This window comes from Phycicoccus sp. DTK01 (genome assembly GCF_017312765.1).
Classification (GTDB): domain Bacteria; phylum Actinomycetota; class Actinomycetes; order Actinomycetales; family Dermatophilaceae; genus Phycicoccus; species Phycicoccus jejuensis.
Genome location: NZ_BOPU01000003.1, coordinates 195305 through 211343, shown reverse-complemented (window position 1 = coordinate 211343; position 16039 = coordinate 195305). Strand labels below are relative to the sequence as shown.

Here is a 16039-nt window from a genome sequence, read left to right as displayed (position 1 = left end):
CATGGGTCTCGGAGACAAGATCGAGAACATCAAGGACGACGTCGTCGGCAAGGCCAAGGAGGCCACCGGCAAGGCGACCGACAACGAGCGCCTCGAGGCCGAGGGCCGCGGGGACCAGACGAAGTCGGACGTCAAGCAGGCCGGCGAGAACGTCAAGGACGCCTTCAAGCACTGACACCGGACCACCGACCCCCGGGTCGGGGAACCACGACGGGCCGCTCCCTCACGGGGGCGGCCCGTCCGTCGTGCGGGGCCGACCCGGCCGGCCGGGCTACCAGCTGCCGCCGGACGATCCCCCGCCACCGCCACCGCTGAAGCCGCCTCCCCCGCTGAAGCCCGAGGAGCCGGACGAGCCCGGGGTGGAGACGAGGGTCCCCGCGGCGACGGTCGAGAACGAGTCCATGCTCGAGGCGACGTCGCGGAAGCCGCCGTCGCCCCACGAGCCGACGTACCAGAGCGGGCTGACGACCGTGTGCCCCGCGGCGGCCGCCGCGGCGGCGACCTCCTCGAACACCGCGGCCCACCGGTCGGCGAGCCCGAAGACGATGGCGTAGGGCAGGAACCGGCTGAAGAGGTCCTGCGCCTCCTCCCAGCGGATCTGGTTCGCCTCGGCCGTCGCGAGGTAGCGCTCGAACCCCTTCGAGCGGGCGAGCACGGCCGAGCCCTCCGCGGTCCGGGCCGCCATCCGCCGCCCGAGCGCGCGCGTCACGAGACCGCCGACGACGAGACCGCCCGCGAGCACCCAGACGGGGCTCACCGGCAGGCCGGAGTCGGCGAACAGGCCCGAGGCCGGGCCGGCGAGGAAGAAGCCCCCGAGCACACCGACACCGACGAGCACGCTGCCCAGGGCCATCCAGCCCGAGCGCTGCGCCTGCGGGCTGCGACGGAACCAGCCGCGCTCGACGACCTCCTCGTACATGAGCCGCTGGACGGCGTCGACGGTGGGCTTGAAGCGGTTCTTCAGCGACGAGAGCGCGACCTGGTCGCCGGCCGCGAAGAGCGACTCGTGGAGGAGCTGCTCGTACGGCGCGAGCGGTGGGCCCCCGGCGGGCGGCGTCGTGCGGGTGAGGACCCAGTCGTCGGAGCGGAAGGCGCCCCGCTCCTCACGGCCGATGCGCAGGTGGCCGCGCACGGCGAGGTCGATGATCGTCGCGGTGACGTCGACCAGGCCGGCCTCCTCGTCGAGCACGGTCCCGACGAGACCGGGCTGCACGCCCTCCGGCGGGGTGAACTGCACGGCGACCGTCGGGGCGGGACCGCCGACGACGACGGGCGCGGACTCGCCGGCACCCGGCGAGAGGCCCGGCGTCAGGCCCGCGTAGCGCTCGTCCCGCCCGCGGCGCCACACGAGCAGCCCCATGAGGGTGCCGGCGGCCAGCGGGACGAGCAGCCCGCCCCCGGTGGCGAGGAGCCCGAGGGTGCGGGCGGTGGCCGGGGTCACCGTGCTGCCCCCGCTGCTGCCGACGTCGCCCTCGCGCAGGTCGGGTGTGAGGTCCCCGAACGCCTCGCGCGGGAACGAGGCGACCAGGGAGGCCCCCTCCTCGGCGGCGAGGTCGGGCACGGTGTACTCGGCGCTCGCGCCGGGCGTCGCGGGGCACGGGTCGGTCGAGCCGTAGGGGCCGTGGAAGCACGCCGCGCGGGTGACGTCGGCGGGACCGGTGACCGTCGCGCGGACGTCGTGCTGCGGGAAGGAGCTCGCGGTGCTCACGACGTCGTAGTAGACCTCGGCGGTGCCGTCGCCGATGTCGTTGACGAGGTGGGCGAGGCGGTAGCGCACGACGTAGCGCGCGGTGCCGCTGACCGTCTCCGACGGGCTGCCGATCCGGATCCGGCGGTCGGCCCCGTCGTCCTCGACCGTGATGTCGGTCGGCGCCCCGGTGGGCGAGGTGACCTCGATGCCGGACAGCTCGTAGTAGCGGTACTGCGTCTCGCTGTCGCGGTAGCCCGCCCGGACCCGGACGAGCCGGTAGATGCCGTGCCGGTCCTCCCCCTCAGGGAAGCGCCAGGTGATGTCCTCGGTGACGACGACGCTGCCGTCCTCCTGCGCCTCGATGCTCGTGCGCAGCGAGTCGGCCTGCTCCTGCGCCGGCAGGGCGGCCGGTGCGGCGCCGCCCCAGGCGCCGACGCGCTCGGGTGCTCGCGCCCCTGGAGCAGCGGCCGCCGCGGGGGCGGAGGCGGTGAGCGCGGCGAGGCAGGCCAGCAGGAGCAGGAGCGCGGCCCACACCCCGCCGCGGCGGGGCATCGTCAGTCCTCGCCGCGCCGCCGGGCGGCGATGGCCCGTTCGGCCTCGCGGTTGTCCTGCCGCTCGCGCAGCGCCTGCCGCTTGTCGTACGCCCGCTTGCCCTTGACGACCGCGATCTCGACCTTCGCGCGGCCCTCCTTGAAGTACAGGCTGAGCGGGACGACGGAGTAGCCCGACTCGCGCGTCGCCTGCGCGATCTTGTCGAGCTCGCGGCGGTGCAGGAGGAGCTTGCGGCGCCGGCGCGGGGTGTGGTTGGTCCACGTCCCGTTGACGTACTCGGGGATGTGGACGCCCTCGAGCCAGAGCTCCTCGTCGCGGTCGAAACCGGCCCAGCCGTCGACGAGCGAGGCCCGACCCATCCGCAGGGCCTTGACCTCGGTGCCCATGAGGACCATGCCGGCCTCGTAGGTGTCCTCGACGAGGTAGTCGTGGCGCGCCTTGCGGTTGCTCGCCACGAGCTTCGTCCCGGGGGTCCGCCCCTTGTCCTTCGCCACGGTCAGGAGGCTACCCGCCCGGGTGGCACCGGCTCACGGCGATTCCCGCCGACGGGCCGGCCGGGTGCGTCAGGAGAGGGTGTTGAGCCACTTGCGGGGGTCGACGAACGCGCCGTCCTGGAGCGTCTCGAAGTGCAGGTGGCAGCCGTTGGAGGTGCCGGTCGTGCCGCTGTAGCCGATGAGCTGGCCGCGGCCGACCGAGCCGCCACCGACGACGATGCTCGTCAGGTGGTTGTAGGTCGTCGCGAGGCCGACACCGCGCTCGAGCCCGTGGTCGATGACGATGCGGTTGCCGTAGCCGCCGCCCCAGCCGGCCGAGATGACCGTGCCGGACGCCGCCGCGTAGACGGGCGTGCCGCAGTTGACCGCGTAGTCCCGGCCGGAGTGCAGCTTCCAGTAGTGGTAGATCGGGTGGAAACGCTGGCCGAACTCCGAGCTGATCCAGCCGCTCTTCACCGGGCGCGACAGCACGCCGCTGGAGGTGCTGGAGCCGCCCCCGCCGGTCGAGCCCCCGCCGCCGGTGGATCCACCACCGGAGCTCGAGCCGCCGCCGGACCCGCCCTTGCCCTTGTTCTGCTCGGCGCGCTTCTTCGCCTCGGCCGCGGCGCGGGCGCGGGCCTCGGCGGCGCGGCGGGCGAGGACCGCGCTCAGGCGGTCCTGCTCGGCCTTCATCGAGGCGAGCTGCTTCTTGTCGGCGGCCAGCTGGTCGGCGAAGCTCGCCGCCTGGCCCTTCTGCGCGGTGACGAGCGACTCGAGGTCGACCTGGGCCTGCTGGGCGCTCGCCCGGGCGGACTCGGCCTTCTTCAGCGCGGCCGCGGCCGCCTGCTGCTTGCGCGCGGAGTCGGCACGCAGCGCGCTCACGTGGTCCTCGAGCGCGGTGAGCCCCGCCTGCTCGGTGGTCAGGCGCTGCATCGTCGCGTTCTGGACGTCGAGGACGGTGTCGACCATCGCGAGCCGGTCGGCGAACTGCTGCGGCTGCGTGCTCGAGAGCGCGACGTCGAGCTGCCCGAAGCCCTGCTGCTGGTAGACCTGCGACGCGAACTGCGCGAGGCGCTTGCGTCCGGCCGCGACGGCCTTGGTCGAGGCCTCGAGGTCGTCGCGCGCCTTGGCCTCGTTGGCCTTGGCGACGTCGAGCTCCTGGGAGGCCCGGGCCTCGGCCGCGTCGGCCGCGTCGGCTGCCGAGCGAGCCTTCTCGAGGGCGCTGCGGGCCGCGGGGAGCTTGTCCTCGGTGGCGTGGAGGGCCTGGTAGGCCTTGCGCAGCGCGGCGCTGGAGTCCTCGACCTCGTTCTCGAGGGCGTCGACCTTGCGGTCGACCTGCCGCTTCTGGGTCCCCGGGTCCGGGGCGGCGGGCGCCGACGGGGCGACCGCCAGCACGAGCGCGCTCGAGCAGGTCATCGCCGCGGCGAGCCCGAGGAGCCGTCGTGAACGGGCGCCGCGTGGGCGGTCAGGTCGTCCCATGATCACCATTGGTAACACGAACCCCATCGATGTGCACAGTCAACAGGCCAGGCGGGGGCCGGGCGGACGCCGGGCGGACATCAGCAGTCTCTCAGCGCCCGACCCTCTCGCGCAGGCCGTCCGGGCAGGTCGCCGGCCTCAGACCCGCAGGTAGCGGCGCAGCGTGACGACGCTCGTCCCCACCGCGATGAGCACGACCCCGCCGAGCATCCACGGCGCGAGCAACCACACGTCGGAGACCCCGATGAACGCCTGCGAGAGGGCGATCTGGCTGGCCCCCTCGGTGAAGACGTACTGGGTCAGCCCGATGAGCAGGCCGACGGCGAGCAGGACCCCGACCGCCGAGACGATGACCATCTCGGAGATGAACGGGGCACGGATGGTCCAGTTCGAGGCCCCGACCAGCCGCATGATCCCGATCTCCCGGCGCCGGATGAAGGCCGCCTGCCGGATGGTCGTCGCCATGAGCAGCGCCGCGCACGCGGCCATGAGGGCCGCGAGGAAGACCGCGAAGACGGTGACCCAGTTGATGATCGTGAAGAACTTCGAGAGGACCTTCTCCTGGTCCTGCACGGTGGCGACGCCCGGGGCGTCCTCGAACTGCGTCGTCACGTTGCGGAACTTCGTCGGGTCGTCGAGCTGCACGCGCAGGCTCGGCGGGAGGTCACCCTCCTGGACGTTGCCGGCGATCGGGCTGTTGCGGAACTGCTCCTTGAAGCGCTGGAAGGCCTGCTGCTCGGACTCGTAGAAGACCTGCTTGACCTCGGGCAGCGCCTCGAGCTGGTCCTGCAGCGCCGTGCGCTGGGCGTCGGTCGCCGCCTTGCCCTCGCAGTTGGGCGCGAGCGCGTTGGCGTTGCAGAGGTAGATCGAGACCTGGATCCGGTCGTACCAGTAGCCCTTCATCGTGTCCGCCTGCCGCTGGGCGAGCAGCCCGAGGCCGAGGAGGAACATCGCGACCATCGTCACGAGCACGACCGAGACCGCCATCGACACGTTGCGACGCAGGCCGGAGCCCACCTCGGAGGCGAGGAAGCGCGCCTGCATCTCAGGCCTCCCCGTCCGTCGTCACCACGGGCAGCTCACCGGTCGGGTGGTAGTTGCCCTCCCGCTCGTCGCGCACGACGTGGCCGTCGGCGAGCTGGAGCACCCGCTTGCGCAGGGCGTTGACGATGTCGTGGTCGTGCGTCGCCATGACGATGGTCGTCCCCGTCCGGTTGATGCGGTCGAGCAGGCGGACGATGTCGAGGCTGATGGCCTGGTCGAGGTTGCCCGTCGGCTCGTCGCAGAGGAGGATCTGCGGCCGGTTGACGACCGCGCGGGCGATGGCGACGCGCTGCTGCTCACCGCCGGAGAGCTGGTGCGGGAAGCGCTTCTCCTTGCCGGCGAGCCCGACCATCTCGAGGGTCTCGGGCACGAGCTGGCGGATGGCGTGGCGCGGCTTGCCGATGACCTGCAGCGCGTAGGCGACGTTCTCGTGGACGGTCTTGTTCGGCAGCAGCCGGAAGTCCTGGAAGACCGCGCCCATCTCGCGGCGCAGGCGCGGCACCTGCCGGGTGGACAGCTTGCGCAGGTCGTGGCCGGCGACGAGGACGACACCCTCGGTCGCGGCCTCCTCGCGCAGCGCGAGGCGCAGCATCGTCGACTTGCCCGAGCCGGAGGGGCCGACGACGAAGACGAACTCGCCGCGGTCGATGTCGACGTCGACGGCGTCGAGGGCCGGACGGGTCGAGCGCGGGTAGACCTTCGTGACGTTCTCGAAGCGGATCATGCGGAGCAGAGGGCCTCACGGCTGGGGAACAGGGGACCGCGGGCACACCACGGCACTGTCGAGGATAGGTCGAGCGACGCCGCGCGGCGGTCAGCTCGGGACGTTCGGCGGGTCACCGACCGCGGGGCCGACGACGGGGAGCCCGCCGTCGTGCGGCGTGACCCCGAGGACGTCGCGGAAGGTCGTCGCGACGACGGTCGCCGCGCGCCGCGCGTCGGCCTCGGGCAGGTAGGGCCCGCTCGGGACGTCGTCGGGCCAGAAGCGCAGGTAGTCCTTGCCGTCGGTGGCGGTCGGGACGTGCCAGCCGGCGGCGAGGATGCGCTCCTCCTCCTCGCGGGTCCACGGGAACGTCCCGCCGCCCCGCTGCGGTCCGGCCCAGTGGCCGCGCAGGTGGTCCTCGGCGCGCACGAGGCGCACGGAGGGGGCCACGGGGCGGCGTCCGCCGCCGAGCAGCCAGCGCAGCCGGGAGCCGCTGCGCGCCATCCGCTCGTGCCCGGGCGGGGCCGTGACGGTGAGCGAGGCACCGTCGTCGAGGCGGCGCACGGCGGCGGCGAGGTCGTCGGTCCAGGCGCCCCAGGCGGGGTCGAGCGCGTCGGTCATCGGCGGGTGGGCGTCGGCGGGCCGGGCGTCAGCCCTGCGCGTCGGCCTTCTCCTGGGCCTTGCGCCAGCGGATGCCGGCCTCGATGAAGCCGTCGATGTCGCCGTCGAAGACACCCGAGGTGTTGCCGACCTCGTGCTCGGTGCGCAGGTCCTTGACCATCTGGTACGGGTGCAGGACGTAGGAGCGCATCTGCTCTCCCCAGCTGGCCTTGATGTCGCCGGCGAGCTCCTTGCGCTCGGCGGCCTCCTCGGCCTTCTTGATGAGCAGGAGGCGCGACTGCATGACCCGCAGCGCGGCGGCACGGTTCTGGATCTGCGACTTCTCGTTCTGCATCGAGACGACGGTGCCGGTGGGGATGTGCGTCATCCGGACCGCGGAGTCGGTCGTGTTGACCGACTGGCCGCCGGGGCCGCTGGAGCGGAAGACGTCGATCTTCAGCTCGTTCTCGGGGATGTCGATGCTGTCCGTGCCCTCGATGAGGGGCACGACCTCGACGGCGGCGAAGCTCGTCTGGCGGCGGCCCTGGTTGTCGAAGGGGCTGATCCGGACGAGGCGGTGGGTGCCCCCCTCGACCGAGAGGTTGCCGTAGGCGTAGGGCATGTCGACCTCGAAGGTGGCCGACTTCAGGCCGGCCTCCTCGGCGTAGGAGGTGTCCATGACCTTGGTCGGGTAGCCGTGGCGCTCGGCCCAGCGCAGGTACATGCGCATGAGCATCTCGGCGAAGTCGGCGGCGTCGACGCCCCCGGCGCCCGCACGGATGGTGACGACGGCGGCGCGCTCGTCGTACTCGCCGGAGAGCAGGGTGCGGACCTCGAGCTCGCCGACGGCCTTGCGGACCTTGACGAGCTCGCGCTCGGCCTCGGCGAGGGTGTCGGCGTCGTCCTCCTCCTGGCCCATCTCGACGAGGGCCTCGAGGTCGTCGATGCGCGCGTCCATGCCGACGACCCGGTCGTGCTCGGCCTTGGCGCGGGAGAGGCCGGAGGTCACCTGCTGGGCGCGCTCCTGGTCGTCCCAGAGGGACGGCTCGGCGGCCTGCTGCTCGTACTCGGCGATCTGCTGCTCGAGGGCGGTGAGGTCGGTGACCTCCCGGACCGACGCCATCGTGCTGCGCAGGTCCTTGATCTCCTGGGTGAAGTCGGTGGCCACGAGGGGTCAGCCTACGCGAGCGGGTCTCGTGGCCCCGACGTGCCGGGTCGGGGGCCGGACGCGCGACACGGCCCGCACCGGTGGGGTGCGGGCCGTGTCGGGTGGCGGTGGTGCGTCGGTCAGACGACGAGCCCCAGGAGGAGCACGACGACGAGACCGGTGACCGAGAGCAGCGTCTCCATCGCCGACCAGGACTTGAAGGTCTGGCCGACCGAGAGGCCGAAGTACTCCTTGACGAGCCAGAAGCCGGCGTCGTTGACGTGGCTGAAGAACACCGAGCCGGCGCCGATGGCGAGGACGAGCAGCGAGACCTGCGCCGCCGGGAGCCCGGTGGCCAGCGGGGCGAGGATGCCCGACGCGGTGACCGTGGCGACGGTGGCGGAGCCGGTCGCGAGGCGGATGAGGACCGCGACCACCCACGCGAGGAGCAGGACCGAGATGCCGCTGCTGCGGACCCAGTCGGCGACGAGCTCGCCGATGCCGGTGTCGACGAGGGTCTGCTTGAAGCCACCGCCGGCGGCGACGATGAGGATGATGCCGGCGATCGGGGGCAGCGAGCCCTCGAGGCTCGTGCTGATCTCCTTCATGCCCATGCCGGCGCCGCGGCCGAGGGTGGCCATCCCGACGAGGACGGCGATGAGGAGCGCGATGACCGGGGTGCCGATGAAGTCGAGGGCGGAGCGGACGGCGGTGCCCTCGCTGCTGAAGATGTCGGCGAGCGCCTTGCCCATCATGAGGACGACGGGGGTGAGGACGGCGAACATCGTCAGGGCGAAGGACGGCCGGCGCTCGCGGGAGCCGCGCTCGTCGTCGTCGCCTGTGCCGAACATGGCGGGCGGGGGCACGTCGACCCAGCGGCCGGCGAGCTTGGCGAACAGGGGCCCGGAGACGGCGATGGTCGGGATGGCGACGATGACGCCGAACATCAGGGTGAGGCCGAGGTTGGCCTTGAGGGCGTCGATGGCGACGAGCGGGCCGGGGTGCGGCGGCACGAGGCCGTGCATCGCGGAGAGGCCGGCGAGGGCGGGGATGCCGACGCGGACCACGGAGACCTGGGCGCGGCGGGCGACGAGGTAGATGACCGGCATGAGGAGCACGAGGCCGATCTCGAAGAACATCGGCAGGCCGATGATCGCGCCGACCGCGGCCATCGCCCACGGGAGGGTGCGCTCGGAGGAGCGGCCGATGAGGGTGTCGACGATCTCGTCGGCGCCGCCGGAGTCGGCGAGCAGCTTGCCGAACATCGCGCCGAGCGCGATGAGCGTGCCGACGCCGGCCGCGGTCGAGCCGAAGCCCTTCGTGAAGGAGTCGACGACGTCGCCCATCGCGACCCCGGCCACGGCGCCGACGGTCAGCGAGCCGAGGGTCAGGCCGAGGAAGGGGTGGAGCTTGAAGCGGGTGATGAGCACGACGATGACGGCGATGCCGAGCAGCGCGGCGGGGATGAGCCGGCTCGCGGGGATGCTCTGCGTCGCGCCGTCGGCGGCGGTGAGGGCCGGGAAGAGCAGCCCGTGGAGGTCGGTGGTCGTCATCGGAGGGAACCGTCCTTCGGGGCGAGGATCTGGAGGGACTGCTCGACGAGGTCGTCGACGGGGGCGCTGACGTCGAGCGCGGTGCCGAGCTCGTCGGCCTGGAGGGGCTCGAGCGTGGCGAACTGGCTGTCGACGAGGGCCGCCGGCATGAAGTGGCCGGGGCGGCCGGCCATCCGCGCGGCGATGACGTCGCGGTCGCCGTGGAGGTGGAGGAAGAAGGTCTGCGTCGCCTGCTCACGGAGCAGGTCGCGGTAGGACCGCTTGAGGGCCGAGCAGGAGACGACTCCCCCGGCCTCGGCGTGCGCGTCGAGCCACGCGGCGATGGTCCGCAGCCAGGGCTCGCGGTCGTCGTCGGTGAGGGGGACGCCGGCGGACATCTTCGCGACGTTCTCCGGGGGGTGGAAGTCGTCGGCGTCCGCGAAGGGCACCCGGAGCCGCTGGGCGAGCGCAGCACCCACGGTCGTCTTGCCGGATCCGGACACCCCCATCACGACGACGAGGGGGGACGGGCTGGTGGTGGTCATGCTGCGCGACTCCTGTGTCGGCGGGCCCTCGACGCCGAGGGCGGGTCGTCGCACAGCATGCGCCTTTAAGTCTGCTTTATCAACCCCTGAGCCTGAGAAAGTCTCATGAATCACGTCGGGCGGGCGCTTACATCGGCGTCTGGCACCCTTGGCCGCATGGCCACGCCTCCCCGGTCCGCGCCGGGCCGCCGCCCGCCCGCGCCGGGCCTGCACGCCGGGGTGCTCGACGCCCTCGGCGCCGACATCGTGTCGGGGGCGGCGCCGGAGGGATCGGTGCTGCGCATCGACCGGCTCGACGAGCGCTTCGGCGTCTCGCGCTCGGTCGTGCGCGAGGCGGTGCGGGTGCTGTCGGCGATGGGCCTGGTCGAGACCCGGCGGCGCGTCGGCGTGCTCGTGCAGCCGCGCTCGGCGTGGAACGTCTTCGACCCCACCGTCATCCGCTGGCGCCTGGACGGCCCCGGCCGCGAGGAGCAGCTGCTCTCGCTCGGCGAGCTGCGACGCGGGGTCGAGCCGGTGGCCGCGGGCCTGGCCGCCGCGCGCGCGACCGGCGAGCAGTGCGCCCGGATGGCCGCCGCCGTCATGGAGATGCAGGTGCAGGCCAAGGCCCAGGACCTCGTCGCCTACCTCGCGGCCGACCAGCAGTTCCACCGGGCGCTGCTCGAGGCCTCCGGCAACGAGATGCTCGCGGCGCTCTCCGGGGTCGTCGACGAGGTGCTCGCCGGCCGCACCCACCACGACCTCATGCCGGCCCGCCCCAACCCGGAGGCGATCCGGCTGCACTCCGAGGTGGCACAGGCCATCGGGGCGGGCGACGCGATGGCCGCGTCCGCGGCGATGGCGGCGATCATCGACGAGGCGAGCGCCGCCCTGCGCGCGACCACCGACGACTGACCCTCCCCCCTCCTCCCCGGTCCCTAGCCCCCTGCCCCCCCGGGCCCGTCCCGACTTCTTGCGAGTTCCGCCGCTCGACACGCCTGCCAGCGGCGTGTCGAGCGGCGGAACTCGCAATCAGTGGAGTGCGGGAGGGCCGGAAAGAACTCTTCCCAGAGATGTATCAGGGTGCGGAGGCGCGTCTCCTTCACCTCGACGGCGGGCAGCAGGGGCTCGCCGGTCGGCCGCTCGCAGGGTCCGGGGCACGGGGCACGGGCACGAAGGCGTTCGACGTGGTCCACCGCATCGGCGCGCAGGGGCGCCGGCGTCGTGGACGGGCGGGGTGGTCGGGAGCAGGGCCCGGCCGCCCCGCTGCGTCGCGCCCGGCGTCAGTCGAGCGGCAGCAGATGGTGGCGGTCGCCCGCCTCGAGGTGGCCGCGGACCGCGTCGCTGCTGCGGTCGGACAGGATGCTGCGCCGGCTGCGGCTGGACAGCAGGCTGCGGTCGCTGCGCTCGGAGAGGGCCGAGAACATCGACATGCTCGAGAACGCCGACGCGAGGCTCATCGAGGAGCCGAGGCTGAGCACCGAGGCGAAGCTCCCGATGCTCGCGATGCTCAGGACCGAGCCGACGCTGCCGACGGACAGGACGCTGCCGCGCGAGCCGATCGACAGGAAGCTGTCGGTGGAGCGGATGCACCATCGGCCGCGCAGCCGGGCGGGGAGGTCTGGCACGGTCACGACGCTACGCCCGTCGGTCCTCCGGCGACAGGGGCCTCGGTGTCACGGGACCAGCAGGTCGGAGCGGGCGCGCGAGGTGACCTGCACGGTGATGCTGACGCCCAGCTCGCGCAGCACACCACCGACGAGCGGCAGCTCCGCCTCACCGCTGAGGTCGACGACGGCGGTGCGTCCGTCGGGGGTGCCGGTGGCCGGCCCGAGACGCCAGTCGAGGACGCCCGTCGGACGTTCGACCGAGCCGAGGTAGGCCGCGGCCCGTTCGCGCACCGAGGCGGTCGCGAGCGGCACGGAGTCGCCCACGCCGTCCCGGTAGGCCCCCTCGTCGAGGGCCCCGGCAGCGGCGAGGGAGGCGCCGTCAGCGGCGTCGAGCATCCGCACCCGCGCCAGGTGCGCCGAGGTCACCGCGACCGTGCCGGCGATGAGGGTCATCGCGACGACGACGAGCCCGAGGAGGTACACCGTGATGGTCCCGCGCTCGTCATGGACGACGGCGGCCCGCGCCGTCACGGCAGCACCCGGAAGCGGTCGACGGTCGAGACCTGCGAGGCCGTCACCGGGATGCTGAGCGGCAGGACGTCCTCGAGGAAGGCCGGCACGAGCGGGAGCGGCACGAGGACCGTCGCCGTCGTCTCGACACGACCGTCGGGTCGCAGGCACGGAGAGCCGTCGCAGGCGATCGTCAGCGTCCCGGTGTCCTCGAACCGCTGGTCCAGGAAGGAGATCCCCGCTGCCGCCCGGGCCCGCCCGGTCGGGTCCTCCCCCGCGTCGGTCGTCACGTAGGCGCGACCGGCCTCGCGCGCGGCCTGGCTCACGGTGAAGGCCCCCGCCTGGACCCGCCCGAGGGCGAACACCAGGTAGACGAGTGGCAGGAGCAGGAGCACACCGAGCATGACGAACTCGACCACGGCGCTGCCGGACTCGCGACGCATCGCCCGCCCCTCGGGGCGTGGGCTCGCGGTCGCCACGCGACGCGGGCGGCTCACTGGTCCTCCCGGAAGGCACGGCCGACGACGTCGAGGCGGCCCTCCGGCCCGAGCAGGCCGAGCACCGGCAGCGGGGCCACCACCTCGACCTCCACGACGCGCACCCCCGAGACCGTGGACTCGCGTGCGCTCACCGACCGTGCGTACCGCGGGGAGAGCGAGGCACCGACGAGCGAGCGGGTGCGCAGGACGGCCTCTCCGGGGACGGCGTCGGCCCGCGCGCCGGCCCGGGCACCCTCCGACGCGCACGAGATCAGGACGTTGCGGACGTGGAGCACCAACCCGAGCTGGACCAGGGCGAGGAAGATCGTCGTGAGCAGCACGGACACCATCACGAAGTCGACGACGGCTGCTCCGCGCTCCGTCCGGCGGGACCCGCACACGGCGGCGACGGTCAGCCGGTCACCGAGGACAGCGCGCTGCGGAACAGGCTCACGAGCTGCTCCCGCGCGACCGCCCAGAGCACCGTGACGAGACCGGCGGTCATAAGGGTGATGAGCACCCAGCCGGGGACGTCACCGCGTTCAGCGCGGCGTTCGGCCCGGTTCAGCACCCGGAAGGCCACGCCGTGCAGGCGGGCGGCGAGGTGGGTCGTTCTCATGGTCGTCCTCTCTCATCGGTCAGATCGTGAAGCGGAAGAAGCTGTAGCCCGGGAACACGAGGAACAGCACGGTCACGGGCAGGATGAGGAACACGACGGGGACCATCATCGCGATCTCCTTCTTGCCCCCCGCCTCCATGAGCGCGCGGCGTCCCTCCTCCCGGACGTCCTGCGCCTGGGCCCGGAGCACCTCGGCGAGCGGCGTGCCGCGCTGGACCGCGACCACCACCCCGTCGACGAAACGCCGCAGGCTCGGCAGGCCGGTCCGGTCGGCCAGCCCCTGGAGCGCCGTCGGCAGGTTGGCTCCGGCGCGCGCGTCGGCCAGGCAGCGCCGGAGCTCGGCGGCCAGCTCTCCCTGCGAGAGGCGGCAGACCCGCTCGAGGGCGCCCACCGCTCCCTCGCCCGCCCCGACGGCGAGCGCGAGCAGCTCTGCGACGGTGGGGAACTCGGCGAGCATGCGGCGCTCACGACGGACGGCGCGCACGGTCAGCAGGTAGTCGGCGCCGGTCACCCCCAGACCGAAACCGATCCCGGTGAGCAGCACGACGGTGAGCGACGAGCCACCACGCGCCAGCACGAGCAGCGTGCCCGTGGTCGCGGTGACGACCGCGGCCCCGATGCCCCACAGCACCTGTTCGGCCCGGAAGCGGTCGACGTCGGCGGTCCCGCCCGCCCTCAGCTGGCGGCTGCGGACCGAGGCCGCACCTCCCAGCACTCGCTCGACACCCCGGCCCAGGTCGCGGAGGACGGGAGCGGCGACCGAGGCCAGCACCCCGCCAGTGACACGGTCGTCGAGAAGCCTCGACGGACGTGGGGTGTCGCGCAGGTAGGGCAGCACCCGGTCTGCGAGCCCACGGCGCCGGTTGCGCGGCAACCGGACCCAGACGAGCAGGAGCCCGATCCCGGCCAGGAGCCCGAGCAGCGCACCGGTGCGCGCGAGGTCGCTCATCGCAGGACCCGCTGGTCCTCGGGCAGCCGCCCGATGCGCATCATGACCCAGTAGGCCACCGCGGTCACCAGAGCACCGGCGGCGAGCACCCCCGCGCCGACGCTGGTCGCGTACGCCTGCACCGACTCGGGGCGCGTCGACATCATCGCGAGGACGGCCCAGGGGGCAGCCACCGCGAGCCGGGCCGCGTTGACCGTCCACGACTGCCGCGTCTCGAGCTCGGCCCGGGTCCGAGCGTCCTCGCGCAGGAAGGCGGAGAGCGTGCGCAGCAACCGACCGAGGTCGCTGCCGCCGACCTCGCGGGCGATGCGCAGGCTCTCGACGAGGCGGTCGCCGACGGGGTCGCTCAGCCGCTCCTTGAGTCGGTCGAGGCAGTCGGAGAAGCGCCCGGTCAGCCGGTAGTCCTCGGCGAAGCGCCGGAACGGCTCGCGCAGCTCCTCCGGACCGCGGTCACCGAGCTGGGCCAGGGCCTCGGGCAGGGCCATCCCGGCGCGGACGGCCGACACGATGTTGTCGACCGCCTCGGGCCAGAGGTCACGCAGGACCGCGCGGCGCCTGCGGGCGCGACGTCGGACCAGCACGAGAGGCAGCGCCCCGGCCATCGACGCGAAGCACACGGCGATCGGCAGCACCCCGACGACGAACCATCCGAGCGCCAAGACGAGGACGAACGCGACGACGCACGAGCCGAGGAGCGTCCGGACGCCGAGGCCACGGAACCCCGCCTGCACGACCTCGTCGCGCAGCACCTCGACCGGACCGGCGAGCCGGCCCCGGCGGCGTTCGCCGGGCTCGGGCACCCAGCAGCTCCACCAGACGAGGAAGGCACCGATGCCGAGGCCCAGCCCCGGGAGCAGCCCGTTCACGAGGGCCCTCGCGCCAGCAGCGCCGCGAGGTCGTGCCCCGCGCGCTCGAACCGGTCCTCGTGGGGCGGGAACCCGTCGGCCCGCACCAGCTCGCCCCCGCGACGCACGAAGAGCTCGGCGATCTCGACGACGTCCTCCTCCGCACGGCCCGGCACCGCCACGATCTCGCGGACGGTGCGGCGCCCGTCCCGCTCGAGCGCGGCGTGCACGACGAGGTCGATGGACGACGCGACGGTCGGGACGACGAAGCGCGCCGAGACGTTCTCACCGGCGAGCAACGGCAGCGTGCACATCTTGGTGACCGCCTCGCGCGCGCTGTTGGCGTGGATCGTGCACATGCCCGGGAGACCCGAGTTCAGCGCGATGAGCAGGTCGAGGCTCTCGGCCTGGCGCACCTCGCCGACGATGATCCGGGAGGGGCGCATGCGCAGCGCCTCCTTGACGAGCCGCCGCAGCGGGACCTCCCCCGTGCCCTCGAGCGACGGCTGGCGGCACTGCATCGCCGCGACGTCCCGGTGCGGGATGCGCAGCTCGAAGACCTCCTCGCAGGTGACGACGCGTTCGCGCGCGGGCACCGCGGACGCCAGGCAGTTGAGGAGGGTGGTCTTGCCCGCCTGCGTGCCGCCGGACACGAGGATGTTGAGACCGGCCGTGACAGCGGCCTCGAGGAAGCGGGCCGCCTGGACGGTGAGGCTCCCGAGCCGGACGAGGTCGTCCATCGAGTCGGCCTTGACGACGAACTTGCGGACGTTGACGTACCAGTGCTCGCGGGTGATGTCGGGGATGACCACGTGCAGCCGGCTGCCGTCCGGGAGGACGGCATCGACGAAGGGCGAGCTGAGGTCGACGCGCCGACCCGACGACTTGAGCATCCGCTCGACGAGGTCACGGACCTCGTCGGCGGTGAGCAGCGTCGTCGTCAGCTCCGCGACACCGTCGCGCGCGACGAAGACCCTCGAGGGCTCGTTGACCCAGATCTCCTCCACGTGTGGGTCGTCGAAGTACTGCTGGAGGGGGCCGAACCCGACGACGCTGTCCCACACCGCCTTCGACGCTGCGGCGAGGTCCGGGATGACGGCCATCCCGCCGTGCATGGACCGTTCGTCGTAGTCGCTGACGGCGTCCTGGACGAGTCGACGCACCGCCGGCTCGTCGCGGAGCGGGTCCAGGTTGGACCGACGGATCAGCTCGCGGACCTCCGTCTCCAGCGCACGCACGGCGTCCATGTCCGGCCCGACCCCTTTCCCGTGGACCGCCCCCGGTCC

At 73.2% G+C, this 16039-nt stretch carries 19 protein-coding genes; 2 read left to right on the top strand and 17 right to left on the bottom strand.

Translation table 11 applies throughout. The features are described from left to right. Position 1: 1 nt before the first annotated feature. Positions 2-175, top strand: coding sequence for a CsbD family protein (locus J3473_RS08460; protein WP_084696651.1), 174 nt, complete (start codon positions 2-4; stop codon positions 173-175). Positions 176-271: 96 nt separating this feature from the next. Here the strand turns inward: J3473_RS08460 and J3473_RS08455 are convergent, their stop codons facing one another. The 9 genes from J3473_RS08455 to J3473_RS08415 form a co-directional block, all read right to left on the bottom strand. After that, on the bottom strand, positions 272-2242 hold the full coding sequence (locus J3473_RS08455; RefSeq protein ID WP_207022731.1) for a DUF2207 domain-containing protein: 1971 nt from the start codon (positions 2240-2242) through the stop codon (positions 272-274). Between the two features lie 2 nt (positions 2243-2244). After that, positions 2245-2736 carry an SsrA-binding protein SmpB gene (gene smpB / locus J3473_RS08450; RefSeq protein ID WP_207022730.1) on the bottom strand — a complete coding sequence of 164 codons (492 nt, stop codon included), beginning with the start codon at positions 2734-2736 and terminating at the stop codon, positions 2245-2247. 69 nt (positions 2737-2805) lie between these two features. After that, on the bottom strand, positions 2806-4194 hold the full coding sequence (locus J3473_RS08445; RefSeq protein WP_207022729.1) for a M23 family metallopeptidase: 1389 nt from the start codon (positions 4192-4194) through the stop codon (positions 2806-2808). Positions 4195-4332: 138 nt separating this feature from the next. Further along, positions 4333-5238 (bottom strand): permease-like cell division protein FtsX, encoded by a 906-nt coding sequence (ftsX, locus tag J3473_RS08440; protein ID WP_030527549.1) that lies wholly within the window; start codon positions 5236-5238, stop codon positions 4333-4335. A 1-nt stretch (position 5239) separates the two neighbouring features. Continuing rightward, positions 5240-5962, bottom strand: a complete 723-nt coding sequence (gene ftsE, locus J3473_RS08435; protein WP_030527550.1) for a cell division ATP-binding protein FtsE — start codon at positions 5960-5962, stop codon at positions 5240-5242. A 90-nt stretch (positions 5963-6052) separates the two neighbouring features. Continuing rightward, complete coding sequence (locus J3473_RS08430; protein ID WP_207022728.1) at positions 6053-6562, bottom strand: hypothetical protein; 510 nt, start codon at positions 6560-6562, stop codon at positions 6053-6055. Positions 6563-6590: 28 nt separating this feature from the next. Further along, the gene (gene prfB / locus J3473_RS08425; RefSeq protein WP_207022727.1) at positions 6591-7709 is read right to left on the bottom strand and encodes a peptide chain release factor 2; all 1119 of its coding nucleotides are present in this window, start codon (positions 7707-7709) and stop codon (positions 6591-6593) included. Between the two features lie 119 nt (positions 7710-7828). Then, positions 7829-9241 carry a GntP family permease gene (locus J3473_RS08420; RefSeq protein ID WP_207022726.1) on the bottom strand — a complete coding sequence of 471 codons (1413 nt, stop codon included), beginning with the start codon at positions 9239-9241 and terminating at the stop codon, positions 7829-7831. Beyond that, positions 9238-9765 carry a gluconokinase gene (locus J3473_RS08415; protein ID WP_207022725.1) on the bottom strand — a complete coding sequence of 176 codons (528 nt, stop codon included), beginning with the start codon at positions 9763-9765 and terminating at the stop codon, positions 9238-9240. The genes J3473_RS08420 and J3473_RS08415 overlap by 4 nt, the downstream gene beginning before the upstream one ends. Before the next feature lie 156 nt (positions 9766-9921). Between J3473_RS08415 and J3473_RS08410 the strand changes: the two genes are divergently transcribed. Further along, the gene (locus J3473_RS08410) at positions 9922-10656 is read left to right on the top strand and encodes a FadR/GntR family transcriptional regulator (protein WP_207022724.1); all 735 of its coding nucleotides are present in this window, start codon (positions 9922-9924) and stop codon (positions 10654-10656) included. Between the two features lie 368 nt (positions 10657-11024). On the opposite strand, the gene J3473_RS08405 is transcribed toward J3473_RS08410, so the two are convergent. From J3473_RS08405 to J3473_RS08370, 8 genes are read right to left on the bottom strand one after another with little or no spacing between them, the layout of a single operon-like run. Further along, the gene (locus J3473_RS08405) at positions 11025-11369 is read right to left on the bottom strand and encodes a hypothetical protein (RefSeq protein WP_207022723.1); all 345 of its coding nucleotides are present in this window, start codon (positions 11367-11369) and stop codon (positions 11025-11027) included. Positions 11370-11417: 48 nt separating this feature from the next. Next, positions 11418-11882 (bottom strand): pilus assembly protein TadG-related protein, encoded by a 465-nt coding sequence (locus J3473_RS08400; protein WP_207022722.1) that lies wholly within the window; start codon positions 11880-11882, stop codon positions 11418-11420. After that, a complete protein-coding gene (locus J3473_RS08395) occupies positions 11879-12304 on the bottom strand; it encodes a TadE/TadG family type IV pilus assembly protein (protein WP_207022721.1) in 426 nt (141 codons plus the stop codon). The genes J3473_RS08400 and J3473_RS08395 overlap by 4 nt, the downstream gene beginning before the upstream one ends. Positions 12305-12354: 50 nt before the next feature. After that, entirely contained in the window at positions 12355-12741 is a 387-nt protein-coding gene (locus J3473_RS08390) for a TadE family protein (protein WP_030527559.1), read from the bottom strand. A gap of 11 nt (positions 12742-12752) precedes the next feature. After that, a complete protein-coding gene (locus J3473_RS08385; protein ID WP_051750339.1) occupies positions 12753-12959 on the bottom strand; it encodes a hypothetical protein in 207 nt (68 codons plus the stop codon). Positions 12960-12978: 19 nt separating this feature from the next. Further along, on the bottom strand, positions 12979-13908 hold the full coding sequence (locus tag J3473_RS08380) for a type II secretion system F family protein (RefSeq protein ID WP_207022720.1): 930 nt from the start codon (positions 13906-13908) through the stop codon (positions 12979-12981). Continuing rightward, the gene (locus tag J3473_RS08375) at positions 13905-14774 is read right to left on the bottom strand and encodes a type II secretion system F family protein (protein WP_207022719.1); all 870 of its coding nucleotides are present in this window, start codon (positions 14772-14774) and stop codon (positions 13905-13907) included. Before J3473_RS08375 ends, J3473_RS08380 begins: the two co-directional genes overlap by 4 nt. Beyond that, positions 14771-16000: a CpaF family protein gene (locus J3473_RS08370; RefSeq protein ID WP_207022718.1), complete on the bottom strand. Its 1230-nt coding sequence runs from the start codon at positions 15998-16000 to the stop codon at positions 14771-14773. Before J3473_RS08370 ends, J3473_RS08375 begins: the two co-directional genes overlap by 4 nt. Between the last annotated feature and the right edge of the window lie 39 nt (positions 16001-16039).